Below are 16,518 nucleotides of genomic sequence, written 5' to 3'. Positions count from 1 at the left end.
CTTATGGCGTGCCATGGCAGACCTTCCTAGCTGAGGAGTGCAACGTCTTGCGCTGACACCGACGGAGACAGAGTTTGAGCCCGAATATATATACCTCTAACAGCTTTGTGGAAGAGGGGGGGCACAAACTAATCTCGGGGAAATAGAAATGATTCTCACCGTTCTTTTAATGTGACGCCCGTAGCTCGGCGCGTGCCGTCGTCCCCCCACCTCGCCTGCGGGCTAAATGGGGGGCTTTTTCTGCGCTTTCTGCAGGTACTGCGACGCGGTCCTAGCTGAGCTTGCGCTGGTATTAATGGGGGCGGAAAAGCCTGCGAATCCCTGCAAGGGTAGTCTGCTTTGCGTGAGCTACTGGAACTCAGTCTGAAGGCGGTTCTGAGAGGTGGCTCGGGAAATGGGTTAGTTTTTGAAATAGCAACCTAGGAGCGGCCGAAGGACCCGTATTTACTAGGCTTGGGTGCTAACTTTGGAGGGTTAGTGATGGTTAGGTCTAAGGTTATAATTATATAAATCTATGATTTTTAATAGGTTTTATTGTTTTCTTTTTAACATCGATAAAGGTTAGGAGATAACCTTGTGCTAACCAAAACCTAACCAACAGCCGCAAAACCGTTAAGTACAAGGCTTATAGGGTGACCAAAAAAAATTACCGTCCTAACCCCTTTCCCATAGGTCCACATTAAACTTCAATAACTGGCGTTTGGCCGGGATTGGCCGTATGTCTCTGTGCATTCGCTAATTCTTTAATGATCGTAATTCTCCCGCTAAGCAGATCAGGCATGATGCCCATGGATAAATTCGAAAAATTAGCTTCCAAACCGCACCTCAACGGCCCAAAGCAGCAGCATTACGTCCCGAGATTTTATTTGGAGGGATTCACATCAGACCAAACGCTTTCCGTTTTTGATCGTATCAAAGGAGAGATCAGGCACCGACAGAAACCGCAGAACATAGCTACTGTCGGTCACCTATATACATTCGAGGACAACCAAGACCGAAAACGTTTTGATTTCGAGGCGCTTTTTGGTCTTGTTGAAAACGCGGCAGCTCCAATTTTGAACTCGCTCGTCCAGGGAGAAAGCTTAAGTTCGAAGGACCGCGAGTCTTTTGCGCTATTTCTTGGTCTCGCTGCTGTTCGAACTCCTGCAGCCATTGCTGATGCGAAAGCTGCACACGCTGGACTGGTTAAGGCGCAGACACGGCATTGGTATAGCGATGAGAATGAGGTTTTACAAAACCTCAAAAAAAAGGCTGGCTCCGAGGAGGATGAGGCTTCACTGCGCGATCAAGCCAGGAAGGTCGCGGAGATGGTTCGAAGCGATTCATACGACGTCGAAGTGGACTCGCAGTTTGCACTCCACCGATCGCTGAATGTCTGGCATATCGTCGCCGAAGAACTTTTCAAAAGAGACTGGGTTATCCTGCACGTCCCTGGCGATGAGCACAGTTTCCTTACATCAGACTCTCCAATCGTGGTGCAGTCTATGTCCTCGTCCCTTCGTCATGAGCCGATAGGGTACGGCTCTCCGCATGCCCAAATTCTGTTCCCTCTGACATCGAAGTGTGCGCTCGTCGCAAGTGGGCTATTGGCGCGAACAGGTAGAAGTATTATCACGGTTGAGGATTTGCATCGTTTCAATCTAACGATTGCCCAAGATTGTTATAGGTACGTGATGGGTGAGGACGCTGATCTCGTGGAAAGAATTACTACGGAATTAAATCTGGCCGAAACGAGTTGGAAGCCTAAATCGAGCGTCGCGGTCGAGTATCAAATCGAGGTCGACGGAAAGGTTTCTGCTCTAGGCGTTTTAAAACGCAACGGGTGTTGATGACGTGGACTTCACGCCAAACGTCCCCCAAAACTTCCTCCAACCGATTACAGGCATGTTCCTGCATCGCTTGAGGCCCTGAAGATTGCGGGGCGGGTGAAGGTAGTCGATCCCTCGCTATCAACTTGGGACGTTGATAACGAAGGTTGAGGATTAAAGTGGGAGACGGCTTAATACGGGATTTTATCTGGACTGATACTGTAGAGCTTTTCAAATAGTTCCTTTGTTTTACTTTCTGAAATTTCTGGTTCTGTTTGTTCGTTTAACCATGAAAAATCATATTTAAATGGTCCTTTTTCCATCACCCATTGATTGCTAGTGCTGTAAAGGATGTTTGCAGCATAAAATGCATTGAAGGTCTTTACTATGTTTTTTTCCGGTTTTCCGGGTAGCATGCGTGGGAGAATAGTTTGATCGGTTGCACTGTCGCTATAAAGAGAAAGGTTTTTAAGCCAAAGTTCTTCTGCGTTTAGATCTTTGTTTTCGAAGTTTAAATGCATCCCAGCCCAGCAGAAAAATTCAGGGGCTTGGTATTTGTCGATATTGAAAGCAAGGAAATGAGAAAAAAGTACTTTTAGTACGATGTTGTCTTCTTTATAGCTAAAGTCTTTTTGTTGGTTGAGAAGCTCCTTTATAGATATATGGTCGTTCTCCCATTTTTTTATTAAAGATGGTATTTCGTAAGGATGTTCATAGTTGCAATGGCTTGTTAATATTTGAGCTGTCTCAAAATACTCTTTTTTGCTGTAGTCTTTTATATGGTCTTTGACTTGAGGGTTTTCTTTTACTGCAGCGCACAAGAATATGAATCTATAGCTGCAGTCGATTGATTCTGGGAACTTTTCAATATTTGCTATGGTTTTAGGGAATCCTTCAATAGGGTTGAGTGATATATCACATAAAAGTAGGAAGAGGCCTACGAGAGGACTATCTATGAATTCTGGCTCTTTGCTGTTGGTGCTTTCTAAAAAAAATCTAAATGCGTCGCCATATTCGCCTTTAAGATATCCATCTTCTTTTACTTGCTGGATTGTGATTTTGTTTTTTGATGCTGAGGATAAAAATTGAAGCTGAATGAACCTCGCTTGACCTTCGATTATGTCAAGCCCTTTAATTGAGTAAATGGGGATGGGCGAGCCATAAAAATGGCCGATTTTTCCTTTTTGTTCCTGCTCTTCAAGTCCGCGGCGCCAAGTATCTGGATTTGGTAGGAATTTAGCTTCGGGATCGAAGACTGCCCTTAGAGTATTTATGCTCACGTCGTATGCTACATAGAAGGAATGGGCTACAGAGTTGAAGTAGTGTTCAGGTGCAAGTTCCTTGAGGCGACTGCGATCTAATATTAGGCTTCTATAGAACTCTATATCTAGAGTATTGTTTACGGCTCTATTTGCAAAGGCGATATCCGGAGTGTGATGATTTCTCCCTTGAAGCATCTCTGCCTCAGCCCAATCGAACAAAGGCTTTTTTGCAGATTTTGATTTTGCCAGATGTTGTAGAGACTCAAGGTTTGAATGTGCTTGTGCGGGAAAGCACATACTCATTATGAAGCCGATTGTTGATCCCTTAAATTGCCACCAATGAACTGTTTCGTGTAAGTAGGTTGAGAAGGCCTGAAACTCGGCCCATGTGATGTCTTCACCTTTTTTTTTGACTGCGCTTTCTACTAAGTTGTGTACTGAGTAACTTAATCTGATGACGTATTGGGTTTGGTGATACAGGCCAAAGCTGTTCCAGCAGGCTGACAGTTTTAAGTTGTCTTGGGTGGTAGAATCTAGTAATTCCCGTGTTAACTCGACTGTCCGATGATTCATCAAGCTGAAGCTCCTTTTATGTTGTTGATTTTTAGCGTGCCGGCTCCACAAATAGAGTGGGGCGCGCAGCCTATGTGATACCCAACAATATATGGCATTTTGCCTTTTTAGCTCGGGGCAGGCGACGTCTATTCTTGAGTTGCAAAAAAAAGAGAGGATGAGGAGGTACAAATTTGGTACGAGATTTTTATGGTATGCCTAGAGGATCCTATAATTCAGGCTAGAAAGGAAAAACGGTCCAATCCATCATGGGGGCGACGGAGAAGCGGCGCGAGAGAGATCGCGGTCGAGCTAGGTCGGAGGGCATTTGGATCTGGGACGGATAATGCGAAGGGTTGGCAGTTTATCAGGAATGGGTCAGAGGGGGCTTGTCCGAAAGGTCTGGAGGCGTTGCTGTGCAGGTAGGGGGGTATTTCAAAAAGAGTAATTTCAGTAACCACGCCTGGGTAATGGGCTGGAGGCCGCGTATTCCGTGGCGCTCGGTATTACAAAAAGGAGTAACAGAGAAGTAATTGAAAAGGTAATTATTTTCCAACCTATTGTTTTTAAAGAGTTTTTATAAATACGAGGATTACGTTTATAAAGAGTAATCAGATTACTTCAATATTACTTAAAAATTACCTTTTGGTCGAAGTGAAAAACCCTTTAATTTCAATTGCTTGAGCGTAAAAAGTGATCAAGATTACTTATGTTACTCTTTTTTTGGCCCCCCTCTAGATCTCGAATTCCATCCCCCTATACGTGTGACGCGCACGCGTACTGAGGTGCATGCTGATGCTCGTGGGAATGGCGTGGGAATGCTTTTGCGCAACTGGCACCCCTGGAGCCCTTGTATTCCGGGGCGTCGGCCGCGAGATTGAGGGTGCGGGTACTTTCGAATCTCTCCTTCACCGCCAAATTCGATGTAAACAAAACCCCTGGTTTCGAAAGAAACCAGGGGTTTTGTGATTTCCGGGGTTTGAAAAACTAACCTCTGTCAAATCACGCAAGTTGGCGAACCGGAATAATAACGGACAAAAACCGGCGGACTCGAAAGTCTCCCCCACACCCGTCATCAATGCCGATGCCGATGATGCACATCCGGAAAATGCGCATGGCTATGCCTCAGCGGACTGTGCACATGCACATGGCTATGGGGCTCCGCTGGATCCCACTCAAACCCATGCTCATGCTGATGATGTTCATCATGCACATGCCGATGCCCGTGTTCCGTCGCGTCATGCTGATGATCATGGGCATGCCGTTCCGTCAGGTGCAGCCAAACGCCCACGGCCATCAACGCCGATGCAATCCAGAAGGCCACTGTCACGGACTCACCCAACATCAGCACCGCAATCGCGGCACCCAGGAACGGCGCGGTGGAAAAATAGGCTCCCGTGCGTGCACTGCCCAGTCCGCGCAACGCCAGCACGAACATCACCAGGCTGATGCCATAGCCCAGAAAACCAACCAGCAAGATAGGCGCCAGCTGCGCCATGCCCGGGATCTGCGCCCCGAGATAAAGTGCCAACCCGCCATTCACCAGCCCCGCAATCAACCCTTTGGCCCCGGCGATAAACAGCGCGTCCGACGCCGATACTTTGCGGGTCAGGTTGTTATCGATCCCCCAGCACAGGCACGCCACGGCAACCGCCAGCGGCCCTGTCCAGTCATGGCTCGTGCCACCGCTGTCGGCCCCTGACAACACCACGCCGCCCAGCACGATGGCGATCATCCCCAGGACGATGCGACGGTCGGCGTTTTCCCTGAACACGACCCAGGCGATGACGGCGGTCAGTACCGCTTCCAGGTTGAGCATGAGGGAGGCGGTTGCGCCGGCGGTGCGGGTCAGGCCGAACATCAACGCGACTGGCCCGAGGATGCCGCCGAAGGCGATGGCGCCGAGCAGCCAGGGCCATTCCGATGGGCTCAGTCCGCTGGGTTTCCAGCCACGATCACGGATCAGGCGCACGCCGGCGAGGCCGACGCCACTGCCGAGGTAGAGCAGGCCGGCGAGCAGCACGGGCGAGAGGCCCAGGCCGAGGTTTTTGGCGAGCGGGGTGCTGGCGCCGAACAGGGCGGCGGCGGCGAGTGCGTAGACGATACTGAGGTTCATGGGCCATCCTCGAAAGGTTGGCCCATGATACGTCGCGGGTTTAGGTGAAAGCCCGAGCGAATTTACTGCGCGGTTTTCAGCTTGATCACATCACCGGAAATCTTGGTGGTGTAACCGCTGAGCACCCAGGCCCAGAACCAGTTTTCCTGTACTTGGGTGTTGATCAGCGCATCGCCGCCTTTTGCTTTGATGGCGGCATCCTGGGCGCGCACGAAACGGCTGTTCTGGCCGATCGGGATCACGCCGAACAACATGATGCCGGTAGCGCTGGCTTCACTGTGGCCCAGGACTGTGTATTGGCTGCTGTCGTATTGCGGGGATTTGATGGCGGTGCCGGTGCAGCCTGCAAGCGTGAAACCGAGAACTGCTGCTGCAACCACTTTACTGATGTACTTCACTGGGAAACTCCATGGACTAAAGCCCGAGATTCAATTCTCGGGGGCCGCACTTTAATCGCTCCGGCAAGGGATTGAAATCAATCTTCCCTCGTCAGATGTGCAACCACGCCAGGCTACCTAGCACCACCGCCACACCCGCCGCCGCATACGACATGCGCTTCAACCACTCCCTTCTCGTCAACAACGTAATCGCTGCCAGCGAAATCGCGATCTGAATCGCGGTCATCGCCTGGGCCCAGCGATGGTGCTGGTGCAGCGCTTCTTCGGACTTCTGATCCCACTCCCGTGAGGTGGCCTCGAGCTTTTCGGCCTGCTGGCGCACGTCTTCCTTCTGGTGCTTGTAGCGCTCGACTTCTTCCTTGTAATGCGCCGCATCCAACCCCGGAATATGGGTGGCCAGTTCCGCCAGGTTCTGCCGGCTGGACTTGGCCTGGTAGTAGCTCCATTGGTTGGCGGCTTCGGTCTTGATGATGGCCGCGTTGTTCTTGTCCATCGCCGCCTCGCTCTCGGTGGAGCCGGCCTGGTAGCTGAGCATGGCGCCGAGGGTGGCCATCAGCGCGGTCATGACGGCGATGCGACTGGCGAAATTATCCCCACGGCCGTGGGCATGTTCGGTGGTGTGTTCAAGGTGTTTTTCGTGAGGGCTGGGAACTTCGAAGGCTTCGGACATGGGGCGCGCCGGTGAAGGGACTGGGGGAGTCTGATTCTTCACCAGTGAAGCTGTCTCAAGCCTGTCCGTAACGCCGGATCAGGCGCACATACACTGCGATATTGATCGCCAGCACCAACGCGCCCAGGCCCAGTTGGATCTGTGGGGTCAGCCCGGCCGGGTAGATCAGCGTGAGGATGTAATGCTCGATAAACCCACCGCCATAACCGTCCTGCCCGGCGAGGTGGCGAAACAGGTTTTCCCAGCGGGTCAGCGGGCAGGGCAGGTGAAACACTTCGACCGCTACCCCCCACGCAGCGGCGGGCAGGTGCAGCCAGACAACCGGGCGCCATTTCAGGGCCAGCAGCCCACCAAACAGTACGAACAGGATGAAACACAGGTGCAACAGCACGAGGCTGTCTGCGGCTAGACGATAGAGCATTGCGCGCGCTTCGAAAGGAGGGGGCGCACAGTCTAAAGGGTTGCTAGCGGGCAAGCGTGGCCGTTATTGTGCTGAATCCTTTTAGTCCTTCCTCCAGGGTTTGTTGTGATGAATGCACCGCGTACCGCAGTCGGTCCGATCAAGGCCGTGATTTTCGATATGGACGGGTTGTTGCTGGATACGGAAGGCATCTACACCGAAGTCACGCAGATCATCGCTGAACGATACGGCCGAACCTACGACTGGGGCATCAAGCAGCACATCATCGGGCGCGGTGCCCAGGATTTGGCCGACTATGTGGTCAAGGCGCTGGACCTGCCGATTACCCCGGCTGAATTTCTCGAAATTCGCGAACCGCTGATGAGCGAGCGCTTTCCCAAGGCTTTGGGCATGCCTGGCGCCGAGGCGCTGGTGCGGCACTTGAAGGCGCACAACATTCCGATTGCCGTGGGCACCAGTTCGTCGCGCAATTCGTTTGGCCACAAGACCACCTTGCACCGCGAGTGGTTTGCTTTGTTCGGCACCATCGTCACCGCTGACGACCCGGAAGTCGGCGCGGCCAAGCCCGCGCCGGACATCTTCCTGACTGCTGCGCGCCGCCTGGGCGTTGCCCCGGAGGACTGCCTGGTCTTCGAGGATTCGCCGTTTGGTGTAACGGCTGCGAAGGCCGCCCGTATGACCGCCATCGCCGTACCCGATGAAGCCATGGCCGACAGCAAGTACCAGCATGCCGACCAGATCATCCGCAAGCTTGCGGACTTCGACCTGGCGGCCTATGGCCTGCCGCCAATCTCCTGACCCTACTTGGTAAAAAATGTGGGAGGGGCGGTGCGACGATTCGACTTGCCCCTCCCACATTGGGTTATGCGCTGAACCCACCATCGATGGTCAGGCTGGCACCGGTGATATACCCCGCTTCCGGCCCGGCCAGGTAGGCCACAAAACTGGCTATCTCTTCCACATGCCCGTAACGCCCCACCGCCATCAACCCGATCAGGCTCTCGGCGAAATCGCTGTTTGCCGGGTTCATATCGGTGTCCACCGGCCCAGGTTGCACATTGTTGATGGTGATGCCACGCGGCCCCAAGTCCCGCGCCAGACCCTTGGTCAGGCCGACCAGCGCCGCCTTGCTCATCGCGTACGGGCCACCACCGCCAAACGGCATGCGTTCGGCATTGGTGCTGCCGATGTTGATCACTCGGCCGCCTTCGCCCATATGTCTGGCGGCTTCCTGGGTGGCGATAAACACGCTGCGCACGTTGATCGCCAAGGTCTGGTCGAAGTCTTCCAGCTTGAAGTCTTCCAGCGGTGCGATGGCCAGCACGCCGGCGTTATTCACCAGGATGTCCAGGCGGCCAAAGGCTTCCACGGTGGCGTTGACCGCGTTGCGGATCGCCGTGGCGTCGGCGCTGTCGGCGTGAATCGCCAGGGCTTTGCCGCCTTCGCTGATCACGCTGTTCTGCAGGGCTTCAGCTTTGGCGGCAGAGCTGACGTAGGTAAAGGCAACGGCTGCACCCTGGGCTGCCAGGCGCTTGACGATGGCGGCGCCGATGCCGCGGGAACCGCCTTGGATCAAGGCGACTTTGCCGCTGAGGTTGTGTGTGGTCATGTCGATCTCCGAGTCATTCAAGGCCCAATGCCCTGTTGTTGGAGCCGAGTATCGACCTCACTCACCGCTGCCGGTAGACCGTGATTGCTATAGTCTGTGTAAACCAAAAGTTTAGAGTGGGCCAATATGGAGAGCTTTGGCAGTATCGAATGCTTTGTGCGCAGCGCCGAAGGTGGCAGCTTTGCCGAGGCGGCCCGGCACCTGAGCCTGACCCCGGCGGCGGTCGGCAAAAGCGTCGCCAAGCTGGAGGTGCGCCTCGGCGTGCGGCTGTTCCAGCGCAGCACCCGGCGTCTGGCGCTGACCGAAGCCGGCAAACTGTTCCTGGCCGAAGTCAGCGGCAGCCTCACCACCATCCAGAACGCCGTGGCCAACCTGGCCAGCGCCGAAGGGCGGCCGGTGGGCACGCTCAAGGTCAGCATGGGCACGGTGTTTGGCAATCGCTATGTGGTGCCGTTGCTGGGAACGTTCATGGCGCGCTTTCCGGACATCAGCCCGGACTGGCATTTCGACAACCGCCAGGTGGACCTGATCGGCCAGGGCTTCGATGCCGCCATCGGCGGCGGTTTTGAGCTGCCCCAAGGCGTGGTGGCGCGTAAGTTGACGCCGGCGCATCGGGTGCTGGTGGCTTCACCGCGTTACCTGGCGCAACGCCCAGCGGTGCGCGAGCCCGACGACTTGTCGCGGTGCAACGGTATCCTGATCCGCTCGCCGCAAACCGGGCGTATCCGTTCCTGGCAGTTGACCAGTGTCGAACGTGAACACCGCCCGCTGGTGCTCAAACCCGGCATGACCATGAGCGACTCCGAAGCCGCCTGCTGCGCCAGCGCCCAAGGCCTGGGGGTTGCTCTGGTGAGCATGCCCATGGCCGTACCGTTCCTCGACAGCGGCGAGGTGGTCAGGGTGTTGCCCGATTGGTACGTCGACGACGGCAATATTTCCATCTACTACGCCGAGCACAAACTGCTGCCCGGCAAGACCCGGGCGTTTGTGGATTTCATCATCGAGCAGTTTGCCGAAAAGAACCTGGGGCAAAGGTTCAGCGCAATCTAAAACCAGGCGCAGATCAAAACGTGGGAGGGGGCTTGCTCCCACATTGGATTTTCAGCGGCCGAACCGGGTCGGCCAACCAATGACCTTCTTCGGCCGAGGCGTTGCGTACGTCCGGATCTTCGACGTGGAAAGCCCCAACCGCACCAGGGATTCGGCAATGGTCACCGCCGCCGTCACGCCATCCACTACCGGCACCCCGGTGCGCTGGCGAATCTGCTCATCCAGCCCGGCCATGCCGCCGCAGCCCAGGCAGATCACTTCGGCCTTGTCCTCGCTAATGGCCAGTTCCGCCTGGCGCACGATGGCTTCCATGGCGGCCAGCGGGTTTTCTTCCAACTCCAGCACCGCCATGCCGCTGGCGCGCACCGAGGCGCAGCGCTGGTAAAGGCCGGCGAGTTTCAGGCGGTCTTCGATCAGCGGCACGGTGCGGTCCAGGGTCGTCACCACTGAATAGGCATGGCCCAGGAACATCGCCGTGCTGGCCGCCGCTTCGGTGATGTCCACCACCGGCACATTCAATAGCTCCTGCAGACCTTCCCGGCCGTGTTCGCCGTAGCCGGCCTGGATCACCGCGTCGAACGGTTGGTCGTAGGCCATCACCCGGTCCATCACGGCGATGGCGGCCAGGTAGCTTTCAAAATTGCCCTCCACCGATTCCGCGCCGAAGTACGGGGTAAGCCCGACAATCTCAGTGCCCGGCGAGGCCACGGCCCGCGCTTGCTGGGCGATGGTTTCAGTGATGGATTCGGTGGTGTTGACGTTGACCACGAGGATACGCATGGAAGGTCCTTACTCAGTGACTGACGTTATCGACGGCAATGCTTTCGCCGCTGACATCGGCGTAGAACGGCTGGCGCTTGGCGATCAGCAGGTACAGCAACCCTGCAATACCGGCGCCAAACAACCAGGAAAACGGTGAGACGCTGGAAAATCCCGGCAACAGCGCCAGCAGGATGGCGATCACGGCTGCAGGAATAAACGCCGCCACTGCACGCATATTCACCCCACGGCTGTAGTAATAAACGCCATTCGGATCTTCGCTATACAGCTGCGGAACGTCCACCTGGCTTTTACGAATCAGCCAGTAATCGACCATGATCACCCCGTACAGCGGCCCCAGCAGCGCGCCCAGGCCGGAGAGGAAATACACGATCACCAACGGGCTGTTGTAGAGATTCCACGGCAGGATCAGCACGGCCACGGTGGCGCTGATCAGGCCGGCGCGGCGGAAGTTCAGGTACTTGGGCGCCAGGTTGCTCAGCACAAAGGCTGGCGCGACAAAGTTGGCCATGATGTTCACCGCCACGGTGACGATCAGGAATGCCAGGCAGCCCAGCACGAGAAAGAAGGTATTGGGGATGGCGGCGATGATTTCAGTCGGGCTTTCGATCACCCGGCCATTGAGTTGGAATTGCCCGCCGCACAGCAGCACGGTGATCGCGGCAAACACCAGGATATTCACCGGCAGGCCCCAGAAGTTGCCGACCAGGATGGTCTTGCGGCACGGCGAAGAGCGTGCGAAGTCGCAGAAGTTGAGGATCAGCGTGCCGTAGATCGCCAGCCACAGCGCGCCCCCGGCGAAGATATTGCGCCACATCTCGCCGCTGCTCAGCGGTTCGCGGATCGACCAGGCAATGTTGCCGCCGGCCTGGAAGTACATCCAACCGGCCAGCGACGCGACAGTCAGCAAAATCACCGGCCCGGCAAAGCCTTCATAACGGCGCACCATCTCCATGCCATAGGCCAGGATCACCAGTTGCACAAACCAGATCGCCACAAAACACGCCCAACCCAGGGTGGATAACCCCAGGATCGAGTTGTGGTCATAGTCGGCAAATCCTGGATGAATCGCCGTCAGCAGTACGCGGAAAACCACCGACGCCAGGTAGGTCTGGATACCAAACCAGGCAATCGCGATCACTGCGCGGATCAACGCCGGAATCTGCGCGCCGTGAATGCCGAAACTGATGCGGCTGATCACCGGAAACGGCACGCCGGTCTTCTGGCCCATATACCCGGACAAGTTCATGAAGAAGTACACCAGCGCCGCACCGATGCCCAGGGACAACAGGATCTGCCAGCCGCCCAGGCCAAGCGCATAGAGGCCGATGGCGAACGAATAGTTGGCGATGTTGTGCACGTCATTGGTCCACAGCGCGAAGATGCTGTAGCGCCCCCAACGTCGGCCTTCGACCTTGGTCGGCGCCAGATCCTTGTTGTGCAGGCGTGGGCTGAGCACCAGGGGACCGGGGCTCGCAGCGTCTGGGTTCAGGGCGGAGGAGGGCAGATCCAGTGCGATGTTATTCGAGAGGCTTGTACGCATTCCGGCAGGCTCCAGCACATCTGCCGGGAAGCCGCAGATGGGAAAGTGTATGTAGATTTTGTATTTATTGTATACAAAGAACATTCCACCTTAAGCCACATGCGTGCCAGTTTTGGATCTATGAAAGTCCTGGGTAATTTGATGTTTATAGGTTGGTTAAATAACTGGCTGAATTTGAAGAAATATAAATTGACCGTTTGAACAGCTATTTATTTTTTGGGCGGTCAGCGTGCGATTCGCCAGGCCACCCGAGGGGAGGGGAGAGGTGTTACGTTATGGTGCGGCTGAAGAAAAATTGCACACATAAATGGCACCAATGGTTACATGTATGTGTACATCTCTAGCACTCAACACAAAACAAATGTGGGAGGGGGCTTGCCCCCGATTGCGGTGTGTCAGCAACCATTGAACTGGCTGACCCACCGCTATCGGGGGCAAGCCCCCTCCCACATTTTTTTACAGCATCAACTTCAAGCCTTGCTGATGATATTCCCCGCATGCAGCCCGCATTCCTTCTGCGTGGCTTCTTCCCACCACCAACGACCTTCGCGCTCGTGCTGGTTCGGCAGCACAGGACGGGTGCACGGCTCGCACCCGATGCTGATAAAACCGCGCTCATGCAGGCTGTTGTACGGCAGCTCCAGCATGCGGATGTAACCCCAGATCTCCTCGCTGGTCATCTGCGCCAGCGGGTTGAACTTGTACAGGGTGCGTTCCGGGGTGGAGAAGGCCGTGTCGATTTCCAGCGCCGCCACCTGGCTGCGGGTGCCAGGGCTCTGGTCGCGGCGCTGGCCGGTGGCCCAGGCGCTGACGCCGGAAAGCTTGCGGCGCAGCGGCTCGATCTTGCGCACGCCGCAGCATTCGCCATGGCCGTCCTTGTAGAAGCTGAACAGGCCTTTCTCCTTGACGAAGGGTTCCAGCTTGCTCTGGTCCGGCGAGATCAGTTCGATATCGATCTTGTAGAAATCGCGCACCTGCTCGATAAACCGGTAGGTCTCCGGGTGCAGGCGGCCGGTGTCGAGGCTGAACACCTTGACGTTCTTGTTCAGCTTCCAGGCCATGTCCACCAGCACCACATCCTCGGCGCCGCTGAAGGAAATCCACAGGTCATCACCGAACTGGCTGAACGCCAGCTTGAGAATGTCCTGGGCAGACTTGTTGGCATAAGTCGTGGCGAGTTCAACGACGTCAAAGGCTTGGTTCATCAGGACGGTTCCTACAGGTCAATGGCGCTGAGCGCTCTATAGGGGAGCGATGGTATCAAAATCCGCCCTGCGTTGCGGCGGCGGGCTTGAATCGCTAGAGTTCGGCAGTCCTTTTGCTCGCTCAACTAACAACATCTAATGGGAGTGTCTTGTGGAAATTGCCTGTCTCGACCTGGAAGGGGTGCTGGTCCCGGAAATCTGGATCGCCTTCGCCGAAAAAACCGGTATTGAATCCCTGCGGGCCACCACTCGGGACATTCCCGACTACGACGTGCTGATGAAGCAGCGCCTGCGCATCCTCGACGAACACGGGCTCAAGCTCGCCGACATCCAGGAAGTGATCGCCACCCTCAAACCGCTGGACGGCGCCATCGAGTTCGTCAACTGGCTGCGCGAGCGCTTCCAGGTGGTGATCCTGTCCGACACCTTCTACGAATTCTCCCAGCCGCTGATGCGCCAACTGGGCTTCCCGACCTTGTTGTGCCACCGCCTCATCACCGACGAAAACGACCGCGTGGTCAGCTACCAACTACGCCAGAAAGACCCCAAGCGCCAGTCGGTATTGGCGTTCAAGACCCTCTACTACCGCGTGATCGCCGCTGGCGATTCCTACAACGACACCACCATGTTGGGCGAGGCCGACCGTGGGATTCTGTTCCATGCGCCGGAGAATGTGATTCGCGAATTCCCGCAATTCCCGGCGGTGCATACGTTTGAGGATTTGAAGAAGGAATTCATCAAGGCTTCGAATCGGCCGTTGAGCCTTTAATTTTTTCGGCCGGGCTGATGGGGCAGGTAAAGCCACTGCCTATGTTCCTGTCAGCCCTCTGCAAACAATCGCTCATAAGGAATACTCAAGCCTTCATGCAGTCGCTTGATCATCGACAAGCTCAGCTTGCGCTTGTGATTCAGCACTTCGGATACACGTCCGCTCGTCCCAATGAAAGGTTCAAGATCCCGGGCGGTCATGCCTAGCTGCTCCATGCGAAATTTAATCGCTTCCACCGGGTCCGACGGGGGGATTGGATAGTGCTGCGCCTCGTATTTCTCGATGAGTATTGCGAGGACTTCCAGCTCATCACCCTCTGGCGAGCCTGGTTGCGCTCCCCATATCTGCTCCACGCGCGCAAGCGCAGCGGTCAGATCCTCTTGGGAATGTATCGGTTTGATGTTCATCATACGGTCTCCGCATTGATCTGATCGTATTGCGCATGAGTCCCTACGAACCGTATGAACCCAAGCTGTCGCTGGTAATCGATCGCCATGATCACTCGATATTTGTTGCCGCCCACGTTGAATACAACCCTGCCACCTTTGAGAATGCTCGCGGTCCTGAGCGCTGCCTTGAGTGCTTATGGCGTCGGGTAAATGGCCTTTTCCATATGCCGATACAATTCAATAAGCGGCGCTTTTGCATCGATATAGGCGGGTTGGTTTTCCCAGAATATTCGTAAGGTCGATAGAGCGATTATCCGCATCGCTGCAACCTCCCAATTTGGGAGATAGTAGGTGCGCTTGAGAGGAGATGCAATCTCGGAAGTATTTCCTGACGGGTAGGCAGTCGCTTCATGTGATCCTTCACAGACGGCGGGCGGACGGTTGAAGCCGGACGCTATCCTCCGACGTTCAACTGCGTCTACTGTGGGTCTGATTCAGGTTTTTTCTACTGCTTGGCTCTGCGTCTGAGAGCCAGGAAGGAACTGCGCGCTACAGGTTTTCCAGCGTTTGTAACAACACCCGTACCTTCGTCAGTGACTCCTGATACTCCGCTTCCCACTGCGAATCCGCCACGATCCCACCGCCGCCCCAGCAACACACCTGGCCATCCTTGACCAGCAAACTGCGGATGGCGATGGAGCTGTCCATCTCGCCGCGCACATCCAGGTACACCAACGAACCGCAGTACAGCCCGCGTCGGGTCGGCTCGAGTTCGTCGATGATCTGCATCGCGCGAATCTTCGGGGCGCCGGTGATCGAACCGCCGGGGAAGCTGCCGGCGATCAGGTCGAGGGCGTCTTTGTCGTCGGCCAATGTGCCGGTCACGCTACTGACCAGGTGATGCACGTTGGGGTAGCTTTCCAGGCTGAACAGTTCTGGCACGTTTACCGAGCCAGTGCGGCAGGTGCGGCCGAGGTCGTTGCGCAGCAGGTCGACGATCATCAGGTTCTCGGCGCGGTCCTTGGGGCTGGCCAGCAGTTCGGCGGCGTTGGCGGCGTCCTCTTCCGGCGTGAGGCCGCGCGGGCGGGTGCCTTTGATCGGGCGGGTTTCGATGTGGCGCTCGCTGATGTGCACGAAACGCTCCGGCGACAGGCTCAGTACCGCGCCGTCGTCCGGCAGGCGCTGGAACCCGGAAAATGGCGTCGGGCAGGCTTCGCGCAGGGCGCAGTAGGCTGCCCAGGGATCGCCCATGCATGGCGCGCGAAAACGCTGGGCGAAGTTGACCTGGTAGCAGTCGCCCGCCTGGATGTAGTCCTGGATGCGCACGATGGCCCGGCGGTAGGCCTCGGCGGTGAGGTCGGGCGCCATCGGGCCCTGGAGTTTGAACGTCGCGCAGGTGTCGACAGCCCCCTGGCTGAACAACGCGATCAGCCGTTGCCGTTCGCTAGCTGCCAGCGAGGGATGAAACACCAACTGGCTGCTCTGCGCCTGGTGGTCACTGATCAGCGCCCAGGCGTACAGCCCGAAGCGCGCGTCCGGCAGGTGCAGGTCATCCACCGCCAACTGCGGCATGTGCTCCAGGTGCCGACCGAAGTCGTAGCTCAGGTAGCCGATCAAGCCGCCGGCGAACGGCAACTGCAAGCCTGCCGGGATTGCGGCTTCACCCAATCGCGTCAGGTTTTCCCGCAAGCGTTGCAGGAAAGCAGTGCCGCTTTCGTCAGGGGCTACCGTCAAGGTCGCTTCGGGCCAGGCGCTGAGCAGGTCGTAACGCCCACGCTCGGCCGCCGGGCGGCCGCTGTCGAGCAGTACCGCGCCGGGAGCATGGCGAATCGCCGCAAAATACTCGGCGGGGTTGGCCCGGTAGGGCAATGGGTGTACGGAGCAGGTCGACATGCGGGGCCTTGGCGGCAGCGGCAAGCTTCAAGCTTTCAGCTGCAAGTTAAAAC

At 56.2% G+C, this 16,518-nt stretch carries 15 protein-coding genes and 1 pseudogene; 4 read left to right on the top strand and 12 right to left on the bottom strand.

The window, feature by feature from the left end; all coding sequences use genetic code 11:
• Positions 1 to 788: 788 nt before the first annotated feature.
• Entirely contained in the window at positions 789 to 1,829 is a 1,041-nt protein-coding gene (locus tag FIV39_RS18090; RefSeq protein WP_159440110.1) for a DUF4238 domain-containing protein, read from the top strand.
• A 170-nt stretch (positions 1,830 to 1,999) separates the two neighbouring features.
• On the opposite strand, the gene FIV39_RS18085 is transcribed toward FIV39_RS18090, so the two are convergent.
• The 5 genes from FIV39_RS18085 to FIV39_RS18065 form a co-directional block, all read right to left on the bottom strand.
• Entirely contained in the window at positions 2,000 to 3,643 is a 1,644-nt protein-coding gene (locus FIV39_RS18085; RefSeq protein ID WP_090400373.1) for a hypothetical protein, read from the bottom strand.
• Between the two features lie 1,054 nt (positions 3,644 to 4,697).
• Positions 4,698 to 5,738 (bottom strand): DMT family transporter, encoded by a 1,041-nt coding sequence (locus tag FIV39_RS18080; protein ID WP_090400372.1) that lies wholly within the window; start codon positions 5,736 to 5,738, stop codon positions 4,698 to 4,700.
• 62 nt (positions 5,739 to 5,800) lie between these two features.
• Positions 5,801 to 6,136, bottom strand: coding sequence for a hypothetical protein (locus FIV39_RS18075; protein ID WP_032887540.1), 336 nt, complete (start codon positions 6,134 to 6,136; stop codon positions 5,801 to 5,803).
• A gap of 91 nt (positions 6,137 to 6,227) precedes the next feature.
• Complete coding sequence (locus tag FIV39_RS18070) at positions 6,228 to 6,806, bottom strand: DUF4337 domain-containing protein (protein ID WP_090400371.1); 579 nt, start codon at positions 6,804 to 6,806, stop codon at positions 6,228 to 6,230.
• A 55-nt stretch (positions 6,807 to 6,861) separates the two neighbouring features.
• A complete protein-coding gene (locus FIV39_RS18065; protein ID WP_090400370.1) occupies positions 6,862 to 7,227 on the bottom strand; it encodes a DUF2784 domain-containing protein in 366 nt (121 codons plus the stop codon).
• 108 nt (positions 7,228 to 7,335) lie between these two features.
• Here FIV39_RS18065 and FIV39_RS18060 point away from each other — a divergent pair, with 108 nt between their 5' ends.
• Positions 7,336 to 8,025, top strand: coding sequence for an HAD-IA family hydrolase (locus FIV39_RS18060; protein ID WP_090400369.1), 690 nt, complete (start codon positions 7,336 to 7,338; stop codon positions 8,023 to 8,025).
• A 64-nt stretch (positions 8,026 to 8,089) separates the two neighbouring features.
• On the opposite strand, the gene FIV39_RS18055 is transcribed toward FIV39_RS18060, so the two are convergent.
• Positions 8,090 to 8,836: a 3-oxoacyl-ACP reductase family protein gene (locus tag FIV39_RS18055; RefSeq protein WP_090400368.1), complete on the bottom strand. Its 747-nt coding sequence runs from the start codon at positions 8,834 to 8,836 to the stop codon at positions 8,090 to 8,092.
• Between the two features lie 126 nt (positions 8,837 to 8,962).
• On the opposite strand from FIV39_RS18055, the gene FIV39_RS18050 reads away from it, so the two are divergent.
• Positions 8,963 to 9,886, top strand: a complete 924-nt coding sequence (locus FIV39_RS18050) for a LysR family transcriptional regulator (RefSeq protein ID WP_090400367.1) — start codon at positions 8,963 to 8,965, stop codon at positions 9,884 to 9,886.
• A gap of 51 nt (positions 9,887 to 9,937) precedes the next feature.
• On the opposite strand, the gene FIV39_RS18045 is transcribed toward FIV39_RS18050, so the two are convergent.
• The 3 genes from FIV39_RS18045 to FIV39_RS18035 form a co-directional block, all read right to left on the bottom strand.
• The gene (locus FIV39_RS18045) at positions 9,938 to 10,666 is read right to left on the bottom strand and encodes an aspartate/glutamate racemase family protein (protein ID WP_090400366.1); all 729 of its coding nucleotides are present in this window, start codon (positions 10,664 to 10,666) and stop codon (positions 9,938 to 9,940) included.
• Between the two features lie 13 nt (positions 10,667 to 10,679).
• On the bottom strand, positions 10,680 to 12,209 hold the full coding sequence (locus tag FIV39_RS18040) for an NCS1 family nucleobase:cation symporter-1 (protein WP_090400365.1): 1,530 nt from the start codon (positions 12,207 to 12,209) through the stop codon (positions 10,680 to 10,682).
• A 470-nt stretch (positions 12,210 to 12,679) separates the two neighbouring features.
• Positions 12,680 to 13,414, bottom strand: a complete 735-nt coding sequence (locus tag FIV39_RS18035) for a phosphoadenylyl-sulfate reductase (RefSeq protein WP_027603661.1) — start codon at positions 13,412 to 13,414, stop codon at positions 12,680 to 12,682.
• Between the two features lie 151 nt (positions 13,415 to 13,565).
• On the opposite strand from FIV39_RS18035, the gene thrH reads away from it, so the two are divergent.
• Positions 13,566 to 14,183: a bifunctional phosphoserine phosphatase/homoserine phosphotransferase ThrH gene (gene thrH, locus FIV39_RS18030; protein ID WP_027603662.1), complete on the top strand. Its 618-nt coding sequence runs from the start codon at positions 13,566 to 13,568 to the stop codon at positions 14,181 to 14,183.
• A 50-nt stretch (positions 14,184 to 14,233) separates the two neighbouring features.
• Here the strand turns inward: thrH and FIV39_RS18025 are convergent, their stop codons facing one another.
• From FIV39_RS18025 to pabB, 3 genes and pseudogenes are all read right to left on the bottom strand, one after another.
• Positions 14,234 to 14,590: a helix-turn-helix domain-containing protein gene (locus FIV39_RS18025; RefSeq protein ID WP_090409772.1), complete on the bottom strand. Its 357-nt coding sequence runs from the start codon at positions 14,588 to 14,590 to the stop codon at positions 14,234 to 14,236.
• Positions 14,590 to 14,892 (bottom strand): annotated as a pseudogene (locus FIV39_RS18020) (type II toxin-antitoxin system HigB family toxin). Before FIV39_RS18020 ends, FIV39_RS18025 begins: the two are co-directional and overlap by 1 nt.
• A 229-nt stretch (positions 14,893 to 15,121) precedes the next feature.
• Entirely contained in the window at positions 15,122 to 16,465 is a 1,344-nt protein-coding gene (gene pabB, locus FIV39_RS18015; RefSeq protein WP_090400364.1) for an aminodeoxychorismate synthase component I, read from the bottom strand.
• Positions 16,466 to 16,518 lie beyond the last annotated feature (53 nt).

It is taken from the genome of Pseudomonas grimontii (assembly GCF_007858185.1).
Taxonomy (GTDB): Bacteria; Pseudomonadota; Gammaproteobacteria; order Pseudomonadales; family Pseudomonadaceae; genus Aquipseudomonas; species Aquipseudomonas grimontii.
Note: the sequence above shows the minus strand (reverse complement) of the source record. Positions and strands in the feature narration are given on the sequence as shown.

Excerpts from the sequence above, each read along its gene's own strand:
- FIV39_RS18070 (WP_090400371.1), bottom strand. The coding sequence starts at position 6,806 with ATGTCCGAAGCCTTCGAAGTTCCCAGCCCTCACGAAAAACACCTTGAA.
- pabB (WP_090400364.1), bottom strand. The coding sequence starts at position 16,465 with ATGTCGACCTGCTCCGTACACCCATTGCCCTACCGGGCCAACCCCGCC.
- FIV39_RS18050 (WP_090400367.1), top strand. The coding sequence starts at position 8,963 with ATGGAGAGCTTTGGCAGTATCGAATGCTTTGTGCGCAGCGCCGAAGGT.
- FIV39_RS18040 (WP_090400365.1), bottom strand. The coding sequence starts at position 12,209 with ATGCGTACAAGCCTCTCGAATAACATCGCACTGGATCTGCCCTCCTCC.
- FIV39_RS18090 (WP_159440110.1), top strand. The coding sequence starts at position 789 with ATGGATAAATTCGAAAAATTAGCTTCCAAACCGCACCTCAACGGCCCA.
- FIV39_RS18060 (WP_090400369.1), top strand. The coding sequence starts at position 7,336 with ATGAATGCACCGCGTACCGCAGTCGGTCCGATCAAGGCCGTGATTTTC.
- FIV39_RS18055 (WP_090400368.1), bottom strand. The coding sequence starts at position 8,836 with ATGACCACACACAACCTCAGCGGCAAAGTCGCCTTGATCCAAGGCGGT.
- FIV39_RS18025 (WP_090409772.1), bottom strand. The coding sequence starts at position 14,590 with ATGAACATCAAACCGATACATTCCCAAGAGGATCTGACCGCTGCGCTT.
- FIV39_RS18065 (WP_090400370.1), bottom strand. The coding sequence starts at position 7,227 with ATGCTCTATCGTCTAGCCGCAGACAGCCTCGTGCTGTTGCACCTGTGT.
- FIV39_RS18035 (WP_027603661.1), bottom strand. The coding sequence starts at position 13,414 with ATGAACCAAGCCTTTGACGTCGTTGAACTCGCCACGACTTATGCCAAC.
- FIV39_RS18080 (WP_090400372.1), bottom strand. The coding sequence starts at position 5,738 with ATGAACCTCAGTATCGTCTACGCACTCGCCGCCGCCGCCCTGTTCGGC.
- FIV39_RS18045 (WP_090400366.1), bottom strand. The coding sequence starts at position 10,666 with ATGCGTATCCTCGTGGTCAACGTCAACACCACCGAATCCATCACTGAA.
- FIV39_RS18085 (WP_090400373.1), bottom strand. The coding sequence starts at position 3,643 with ATGAATCATCGGACAGTCGAGTTAACACGGGAATTACTAGATTCTACC.